Here is an 8,468-nt window from a genome sequence, read left to right as displayed (position 1 = left end):
TACAGAAACACCATCTTTAGTTACAGTTGGGGCACCGAATTTTTTGTCGATTATTACATTTCTACCTTTAGGACCTAAGGTTACTTTCACAGCGTCTGCCAAAGTATCAACACCTTTTTTCAAACGATCTCTGGCATCATTACGAAAGAATAAATCTTTAGCCATGTCTTTATAATTTTTGGGTTTTCAGTTTTAAGATTAAGAATTGATGATTGCAAAAATGTCAGACTCCTTCATGATCAAGTAGTCTTTTCCTTCAACAGTGATTTCAGTACCGGCATACTTGCCATAAAGCACGGTGTCACCTGTTTTCACTGTAAGAGGCTCATCCTTCTTGCCGTTACCGGCTGCTACAATAACACCTCTTTGAGGCTTCTCTTTTGCAGTGTCAGGAATGATGATACCTGAAGCAGTTTTTTCTTCAGCAGCAGCAGGCTCAACCAGAACTCTATCTGCTAGTGGAGTAATGTTAACTTTAGACATTTTTCTTATTGGTTTAAGAGTTTGATTCAAAAATTTACAGTCGCCCTTATTGCACTTTGTGTGCCAATTGCAGATTGTGAACTTTTGGCAGACAAGCAGCGTCAGCCCTGTCAGTATCTGTGTCTGCTCATTGCCTGTTGTCAGTTATTATATGACAGATTTTCACGCTTTGCTCGTTTATTCTCTTTGAAGGATGCTCAGAAGGTGTTATCTTCTGTGTCAAATAAATCGTATTAATCTGTCAGATTAATGGTTTACGAACATTCCAATTGGCACGTCATCCCCGGGTTTATTTCTGGGGGAGAATTAAGTGGCCAGGTCTGCTACCTAAACAGGCTTGTCTGTTGGCCGACCAGCTGAGCATAACGCGCAGGATGTTTATTAGTAATGGTATTAAACTTTTCATCTATGACACAATTAAAAAAAGACTGGATCACCGATGGGCTAATAGATTTTGAGTATAAGAAGTATGTGCTATTGGCCTATCTCAAGCATGTGGAACAAAATTTTGACAAAACCAGACTCTTTCCTTTTCTAACCGAGCTTATTGAGCATTATAAGGATGCTAAAATGCTAAAGGATAAAAAGAAAACCATTCGCTCCGAAATGCCTAAAGAAATTTCACGGTTAGACCTTAGCAAGCTGGAAATCATTTATAAGGAACTGGATGAAGAAAAAGATTTGCTGAAAGACATTGAGGAGATTGTGGATTATGCCATTCCTACCATGGAGCGTACCCTTGGTAAGGGTAAGGAGCTGCATGAGTGGGTGGAGTCTGAGCTCAAAATAGACCCAATCGGTATAATACCCATATACAAAGATGAGGGCTATGTAATGCTCGAAGTAGGAGACTCTAAACTCACCAGTGTGTTTCAGTATCAGGTAAAGAAGTTCATTATGTTCAATGAACAGATGAGAGGAGTATACTTTAAGTTTATCGACAATATTGCCAGAGGGGTGGGAGATACGTTTGAACAAATAAAACTTAGACTCATTAAAACCTACAAAACCTTACCCAATCCGGCTACATTCCTTATTCATGGAGGGCTTCCTTTGCCGCTGGAAGAAACGCTGATACCCATGAGTAAGAAATTGGTACTGAAAACCATACATCAGCTCTGATTTGCACGGTCAGAACCGTTCGGGCATAGAGTTCTCGGTTTATAACGAGTAATTTTTTAGATTAAGAATCAATTTTTTCAACTAAAACTAATCCTGCGAACACTATGCCCGCACTCAGACATCTCCTGACTATTTTTTTGTTGTGTCTTGTGGCCGCTAGCTGCCAAACCCATAACACTACCATTGAGCTTTTTAACGGAGAAAACCTGGATGGTTGGACCAATAATGGCGAAGAGCTATGGTATGTGGAAAATGGAGAGCTGGTTTGTGAGAGCGGCCCTCAAGCTCAGTATGGTTACCTGACCACCAACGAATACTACGATGATTTTGAACTGACGCTCGATTTCAAACAAGAAGCCAATGGTAACAGTGGAGTTTTTATCCGCTCTACTGTAGAAGGAACTAAAGTGAGTGGATGGCAGGTAGAAGTGGCTCCTCCAGGCAGTAATACGGGTGGAATTTACGAATCTTATGGTAGGGGATGGCTCATTCAGCCGGAGCCCGAAAAAGATAGCGCCCTGAAAATGGGAGAGTGGAATACCATGAAAATAAGGGTGGTTGGCGATGAAGTTACCTCATGGCTCAATGGTACTGAAATGGTTCACCTGAAAGACGAGAAAATCGGGGCTGGTAAAGGCTCTATTGCCCTGCAAATTCATGATGGAGGAGGAATTAAGGTTAGGTGGAAGAACATAAAGCTCAAAAAAATCAAATAACCAACTCCAAATCTCAAGCATCAACCCGAGGCATCTGGCCATTAAACGATTAACAAATAACCATTAACGATTAACTGAACTAACCCAAACATGAAACGAAATTACCTATTCGTATTACTAGCTGCAGGTGTCTTCTCCTGTGGTTCCGGCTCCAAAACAGAAAATGCGGAAACATCAAATACACAGGATGATGGCTGGATTTACCTTTTCGATGGAACAACTACAGACGGTTGGAGAGCTTATAATGGAGAGGAGCTTCCGCCACAATGGACAATTGATGAAGAGGGTGCTCTAACCTTTGATACAGAAAAACGACTAGAAGAAGATTGGCAGGGAGGAAAAGACATCATTTATGCTGCTGAGGAGTTCGATAATTTTGAGCTTTACCTGGAATGGAAGCTACCCGAGGGTGGCAACAGCGGTATCTTTTATCATCTTAAAGAAAACGAACCGGGAGGCCCTCCGGAAATATCTCCAGAGTACCAGCTTTTAGACGATTTAGGCTGGGAAAGAATTAATAATGCCACCTTAGAAGAGTGGCAGAAAACCGGTGCCGACTATGCCATGTACCCACCCGATACTACTCAAAAAATTGTGAAGCCAGCAGGGGAGTGGAATACATCCAGAATACTGTTTACCCCCCAAAAAGTAGAACATTGGCTCAACGGAAAGAAGATTGTTGAGTTTGTGCCCTGGTCAGACGATTGGTATGAGCGTAAAGCAGCCGGTAAATGGAAAAGTTCTCCCAAATACGGATCGTATAAGTCAGGCTATATCGGCCTTCAGGACCACGATAGTCCCCTATGGTTCAAGAATATTAAGATCAGAAAATTGTAATACACTGCTTTAGGACTTTTCATTCCAAGGTAACCAAAGGTAGGTCAGATTCTTCGACTCTGCTCAGAATGGAAAAGAATTGTTGCCTACAACTCAAAGAAAGAATTATGAATAAAAGAGATTTTTTAAAGAGTGCTGCGTTGCTTACAACTGCATCGGTTTTACCCACTTCTGTATGGGCTATTGGCCAAACAGATAAACTAAGGACTGCCCATATTGGAGTAGGAGGAATGGGCTTGGAAGACCTCAAAGCCATTTCTTCACACTCATCGGTAGAAGTGGTAGCTCTTTGCGATGTAGACGCGAATAATCTGGCAGCGGCCAAGGCGCTTCATCCAAATGCCAGAACTTTCAGCGACTATAGAACGATGCTCAACGAAATGAGCAGTGGAATTGATGCAGTAGTGGTTTCAACTCCTGACCACACTCATGCACCTGCTTCTATGATGGCTATGAACATGAACAAGCCCGTATATTGCCAGAAACCACTTACCCACCATGTAACTGAAGCCAGGGCAATGAACAAACTAGCTGCCGAAAAAGGGCTGGTTACGCAAATGGGCATTCAAGTGCACTCGTTTTACGACTACAAGCTGGCCACGGAGTTGATTCGCTCAGGAATAATAGGAAAAGTTAAAACTGTAAGAGCCTGGTCTCCCAAAAACTGGGGCTATGATGGCCCTGTTCCTGAAGGTAGTGATCCTGTTCCTTCAACACTCGATTGGAACCTATGGCTGGGAACCTCTGCCGAAAGGCCTTATAAGGAGGGCTTTTATCATCCCGGAAACTGGCGTAAACTGGTAGACTATGGTTGTGGAACATTGGGCGATATGGGCGTTCATATATTCGATACACCATACAATGCGCTGGCATTGGATATTCCTAAAACCATTAAAACGAAATGTAGAAAGCCCAATGGCTTTGGTTTTCCAGAGCACAATACAGTAACCTATGAGTTTCCCGGAACGGCCTATACTACCAAGAAATTTAAATGGATTTGGTACGATGGGGAAGGGGCACCAAAAGCGCACAAAGACCTGAGACTTCCTAATAATGATCAGCTTCCCGATCAGGGAGCCATGTTTATAGGCGAAAAAGGAAAGCTTCTATTACCTCATTTTATGCAGTTGCCGCGGCATATTGTAGATGGACAATACGTAGATCTGGACCTTGAAAAGTTTAAGTATGTGGGAGAACCGGTGAGAAACTATGAGCAGGAAGGTAAGAAGCATTACCATCAGTTTGTAGATGCCTGCCTGGGTAAAGGACAAACCACGGCTCCTTTTTCGTATGCTGCCCGACTCACAGAAACCATACTTTTAGGAGTGATAGCCGGAAGATTCCCTAATAAAAAACTGCATTGGGATAGTAAGAAGGCGCGTTTTAGAGAAACTGCTGCCAATGCCTTTCTCGACTCTCCGTATCGCAATTTTTAAGAAGCCCTTTCTGGTTAGAATAAAGAAGCCCGAACATAACTGCTCGGGCTTCGCTGTATTTTAAGCTATAAGTTACTGCTGCTCAGTGGTATCGGTAGGGATAGTGCCAATGGTAGAAGAAACAGTATCAGGAGCTATAGTCTCAGACTGTACACTACCACCTCCCTGGCTCTGCTGGGCGGCATCAATGTTAGGGCTGGTAAAGCCACTGGCTCCCCGGTCGATCATTAAACTCGATGAGAGGCTAAAAACAATAAGTGCAACAATAAACACCCAGGTTGCTTTCTCCAAAATGTCGGTGGTTTTCTTGACACCGATGATCTGTTGGGCTCCTCCGCCACCAAACTGGCTTGACAATCCACCGCCTTTTGAGTTTTGCATCAGGACGATGAGAATTAGCAATACTGCTACTATGATTGCCAAGATGATGAATAACTTAAACATTCTATTCCGACTTTAATTTTTCAATTTGGGTGGCAAAGTAAGTGCTTTTTTCAGGAAACTTCAAACGCAGCTTTTCATAAATGTCAATTGCTCGTTTTCGCTTGCCTTGTTTCACCATTAGTTTTGCCAAGGTTTCTGTTTCAAAGTCCTCATTGTGCCTTATAGACTTACTGGCCAAATCTTCCAGGCCATTGGCACCTTCAGAGTCCGCAAGTTTTTGCCGATCTATCTGAGGTTCGTTTTGAATGAACTTTTCGATTAGCTCAATCTGGTTTTTTCGTTTGCTTTTCGATTGTTTGGGTGTTTTCTCAGTGGCGCCATTTTCTTCATCGATGGGGCGGCCCGAAAGCAAGGCTTCAATGCGCCTTTTGGCTTCCTCTATTTCTTTAATGTCTCGCTCAATGGTTTCGGGAGCCACAACAGGAGAGGGCTGCTTCTTTGTGGTTTCAGGCACAGGAGCTGGTGCTGCCTTTTGTTCTTTGCCGGTGGAATGGCTCTCCGCTTTTGCAGGAGTAGAAGCTGAGGGCGCAGCATGCATGGTTTGGGCAGCGGTTCCTTGTTCGACTACCTCTTTTTCTTTAAAAGTATAGTCGCCTTCAATAATTTCTTTTAAATGGGCTCTGTTGGCAGAGTAGATGGCAGCCTTTTTTATGAAAGCTTCGGTTTTAGGGTGTTGCCTGTCTCTGAGTGCTTTGGCCACTACCACATATAGACTCTGAAAATACGGGTACTTCTTCCGGTATTCATTCAGTGCTTTAATGTCGGCATTGGTGACCTTTGAGGGGTCTTTTAGCAAGGTATTGAAGCGCTCTCGATCCACTTTACACGCAGTTGAATGACGAAAATAGAAGGAAATTTACCATTGGGCAACCGAGGCTTGGAAAATGTCGAAATATAAAGCTTCAAATATTTCTTCAACTAAGTCATCTTCAACAGCATTCAGGGTAGTAGAGGCCGGATCATAATCGGCATAAAAAGTAAAGAGACGCTGAAAGCTTTCTTCTTCTTTCTTGGTGTTGTTGAAAACTACCTGTACACCTATAGACAATCGCATGAGGCCGGTACCATCGGCCCTCGTATTACTACCGGAAGAGCTTATGGCCTGAGGAGCCACCCGATAGTCAGAAATACTGCCTTCGAACTGCAGGTCGCCCTGGTTATTGACTACTTCGAGTTTGGTTCTGCGCTGAAAGTAGTCTTTGAGACCTTCTGTAAAGGTTTGCGCCATGTTGGGAGGGCCTTGTCCTACTTCGTTAATAAAGTTGGCTATGCTTACGGTTTTGGTAGTGCTATAATCAATAGAGGCACCATCGAAGGAGTATATGCCGCAACCTATAAACAACAGGCATAGGGGCAGGAGAAGCCACTTAGTCAATTTCATATTGCTTAATCTTTCGGTAGAGAGTACGCTCAGAAATGCCCAAATCTTGTGCCGCGTATTTTCGCTTATTGTTATTTTTTCTTAAAGCCTTAATAATCAGTTCCTTTTCTTTTTCCTCAATGCTCAACGATTCGTCCTCTTCATGGGTAATGTCGTGTACGTTTTCATAGTCATAGGTGTCATCGTCATTGTCGGTAGACTTAATGAAGATCGGTTCACTGAAGTCCTTTTGGGCAACTTCCTGAGGCAGTGAGGGAGTGTTTTCCAGGTTGCCAAAAAGATTGGGATTTTCTTTAATTACACTCGTGTCTACATGTCCGTTTTCAATCAGGTCATGAACGAGCTTTTTCAGGTCGTTCATGTCTTTTTTCATATCGAACAGCACTTTATACAGCAGGTCTCTCTCATTGAGATTTTCCGATTTTTCTGAAAAACCTCCCTTGTAAATGGCTGGAAGACTAGAGCCTTGCTGGGGAATGTATTTGAGCAATGTTTCGGCCGAAATGATTCGGTCCATTTCTAAAGCCGACATTTGTTCAACCAGATTCTTGAGCTGACGAATGTTTCCGGGAAAGCGATACCTTAGTAATACCTGCTTGGCATCTTCAGTAAGCTTTATGCTTTCTACCCGGTATTTTTCTGCAAAATCTGAAGCAAATTTTCTAAACAGCAGGTCTACATCGTTGCCTCTTTCTCGCAAAGGCGGAACGTAAATGGGTACTGTGCTTAGGCGATAGTAGAGGTCTTCTCTGAATTTTCCTTTTTCAACAGCCTCTAACAGATTCACGTTGGTTGCAGCCACCACACGCACATCGGTTTTTTGAGTTTTGGAAGACCCTACCTTAATAAACTCTCCGTTTTCCAGCACCCGTAAAAGCCTTGCCTGGGTTTGCAAAGGCATTTCGCCAATTTCATCGAGGAAAATGGTTCCTCCATTGGTTACCTCAAAATAGCCTTTTCTCGATTCGTAGGCTCCCGTAAAAGAGCCTTTTTCATGGCCAAAGAGTTCAGAGTCTATGGTGCCTTCCGGAATTGCTCCGCAGTTTATGGCAATAAATTTTCCGTGTTTTCGGGCACTGAGCTGATGTATGATTTTGGAGAAGGATTCTTTACCACTACCACTTTCGCCAGTAATGAGCACGGTCATGTCGGTAGGTGCCACCTGTGCTGCCACCTGTATGGCATGGTTGAGCTTGGGGCTGTTACCTATTATTCCAAACCGTTGTTTTATACTCAAGTATTCGTTGCTACTCAATGTTAGTTGTGTTTAGGCTACTACTTCACCAAAGAGTGTTGCAGCAGTACAGTCGTTCACCAATACGTTCACGTATTCGCCTTTTTTGTGGTTTCCTTTAGGAAAGATTACCACTTTGTTGGCGGTGTTTCTTCCTTGCAATTGCTCTTCAGAACGCTTCGAAGTTCCCTCGATCAACACTTTGTGTACTTTGCCCAAATCCAATTGGTTACGTTCCAAAGAGTGCTCTTGTTGTTTGGCAATAATTTCCTGAAGCCTTCTTTTTTTAGTTTCCAGCGGAATATCGTCTGCATATTTTTTAGCGGCTAGAGTGCCCGGCCGCTCTGAGTAAAAGAACATATAGGAGAAGTCGTACTTCACGTAGTCCATTAGCGAAAGTGTGTCCTGATGTTCTTCTTCAGTTTCTGAGCAGAACCCGGCAATCATATCGGATGAAATACCACATTCCTGCCCCAATATGCTTCGAATAGCATCCACCCGATTGATGTACCACTCTCGTGTGTAAGTTCGGTTCATCAGTTCCAGAACTCTTGTATTGCCGCTTTGAGCGGGCAGGTGAATATATTTACAGATGTTCTCGTACTTTTTCATGGTGTAGAGAACTTCGTCTGTTATGTCTTTGGGGTGAGAGGTTGAGAATCGAACCCTCAGGTCGGGAGAAACCTTGGCTACCATTTCCAAAAGGTTGGCAAAGTTAATAACCTCTACTTTCTCACCTTTTTTCTCTTTCTTTTCTAACCAGGCTTTGTTGTTTTCATTGGGCGACCATTTGTAGCTATCTACATTTTGCCCCA

At 43.2% G+C, this 8,468-nt stretch carries 10 protein-coding genes and 1 pseudogene; 4 read left to right on the top strand and 7 right to left on the bottom strand.

What is annotated here, in order from left to right:
* Both B3763_RS15725 and B3763_RS15720 read right to left on the bottom strand, forming a co-directional pair.
* A pseudogene (locus B3763_RS15725) lies at positions 1-165 on the bottom strand (TCP-1/cpn60 chaperonin family protein); the annotation flags it as partial.
* A gap of 33 nt (positions 166-198) precedes the next feature.
* Positions 199-483: a co-chaperone GroES gene (locus tag B3763_RS15720; protein WP_189629902.1), complete on the bottom strand. Its 285-nt coding sequence runs from the start codon at positions 481-483 to the stop codon at positions 199-201.
* Positions 484-891: 408 nt separating this feature from the next.
* On the opposite strand from B3763_RS15720, the gene B3763_RS15715 reads away from it, so the two are divergent.
* The 4 genes from B3763_RS15715 (at position 892) to B3763_RS15700 (ending at position 4,594) form a co-directional block, all read left to right on the top strand.
* Positions 892-1,605, top strand: a complete 714-nt coding sequence (locus B3763_RS15715; RefSeq protein WP_286747689.1) for a hypothetical protein — start codon at positions 892-894, stop codon at positions 1,603-1,605.
* A 104-nt stretch (positions 1,606-1,709) separates the two neighbouring features.
* Complete coding sequence (locus B3763_RS15710; RefSeq protein WP_286747688.1) at positions 1,710-2,321, top strand: 3-keto-disaccharide hydrolase; 612 nt, start codon at positions 1,710-1,712, stop codon at positions 2,319-2,321.
* Between the two features lie 90 nt (positions 2,322-2,411).
* A complete protein-coding gene (locus tag B3763_RS15705; protein ID WP_286747687.1) occupies positions 2,412-3,158 on the top strand; it encodes a 3-keto-disaccharide hydrolase in 747 nt (248 codons plus the stop codon).
* Positions 3,159-3,265: 107 nt separating this feature from the next.
* Positions 3,266-4,594, top strand: a complete 1,329-nt coding sequence (locus tag B3763_RS15700) for a Gfo/Idh/MocA family protein (protein WP_286747686.1) — start codon at positions 3,266-3,268, stop codon at positions 4,592-4,594.
* A 72-nt stretch (positions 4,595-4,666) separates the two neighbouring features.
* Here the strand turns inward: B3763_RS15700 and secG are convergent, their stop codons facing one another.
* The 5 genes from secG to B3763_RS15675 all read right to left on the bottom strand — a co-directional run.
* On the bottom strand, positions 4,667-5,038 hold the full coding sequence (gene secG, locus B3763_RS15695) for a preprotein translocase subunit SecG (RefSeq protein ID WP_189629907.1): 372 nt from the start codon (positions 5,036-5,038) through the stop codon (positions 4,667-4,669).
* A gap of 1 nt (position 5,039) precedes the next feature.
* Positions 5,040-5,858, bottom strand: coding sequence for a hypothetical protein (locus B3763_RS15690; RefSeq protein WP_286747685.1), 819 nt, complete (start codon positions 5,856-5,858; stop codon positions 5,040-5,042).
* Positions 5,859-5,894: 36 nt separating this feature from the next.
* On the bottom strand, positions 5,895-6,419 hold the full coding sequence (locus B3763_RS15685) for an LptE family protein (RefSeq protein ID WP_286747684.1): 525 nt from the start codon (positions 6,417-6,419) through the stop codon (positions 5,895-5,897).
* The gene (locus B3763_RS15680) at positions 6,406-7,674 is read right to left on the bottom strand and encodes a sigma-54 interaction domain-containing protein (protein WP_189629910.1); all 1,269 of its coding nucleotides are present in this window, start codon (positions 7,672-7,674) and stop codon (positions 6,406-6,408) included. Before B3763_RS15680 ends, B3763_RS15685 begins: the two co-directional genes overlap by 14 nt.
* Positions 7,675-7,686: 12 nt before the next feature.
* On the bottom strand, positions 7,687-8,468 hold a 782-nt coding region (locus B3763_RS15675; RefSeq protein ID WP_286747682.1), incomplete at its 5' end, for a radical SAM protein.

Source organism: Roseivirga sp. UBA1976 (genome assembly GCF_002336325.1).
Classification (GTDB): Bacteria; Bacteroidota; Bacteroidia; order Cytophagales; family Cyclobacteriaceae; genus Roseivirga; species Roseivirga thermotolerans.
The sequence above is the reverse complement of the archived record's forward strand: the minus strand, read 5'-3'. Positions and strand labels throughout refer to the sequence as shown.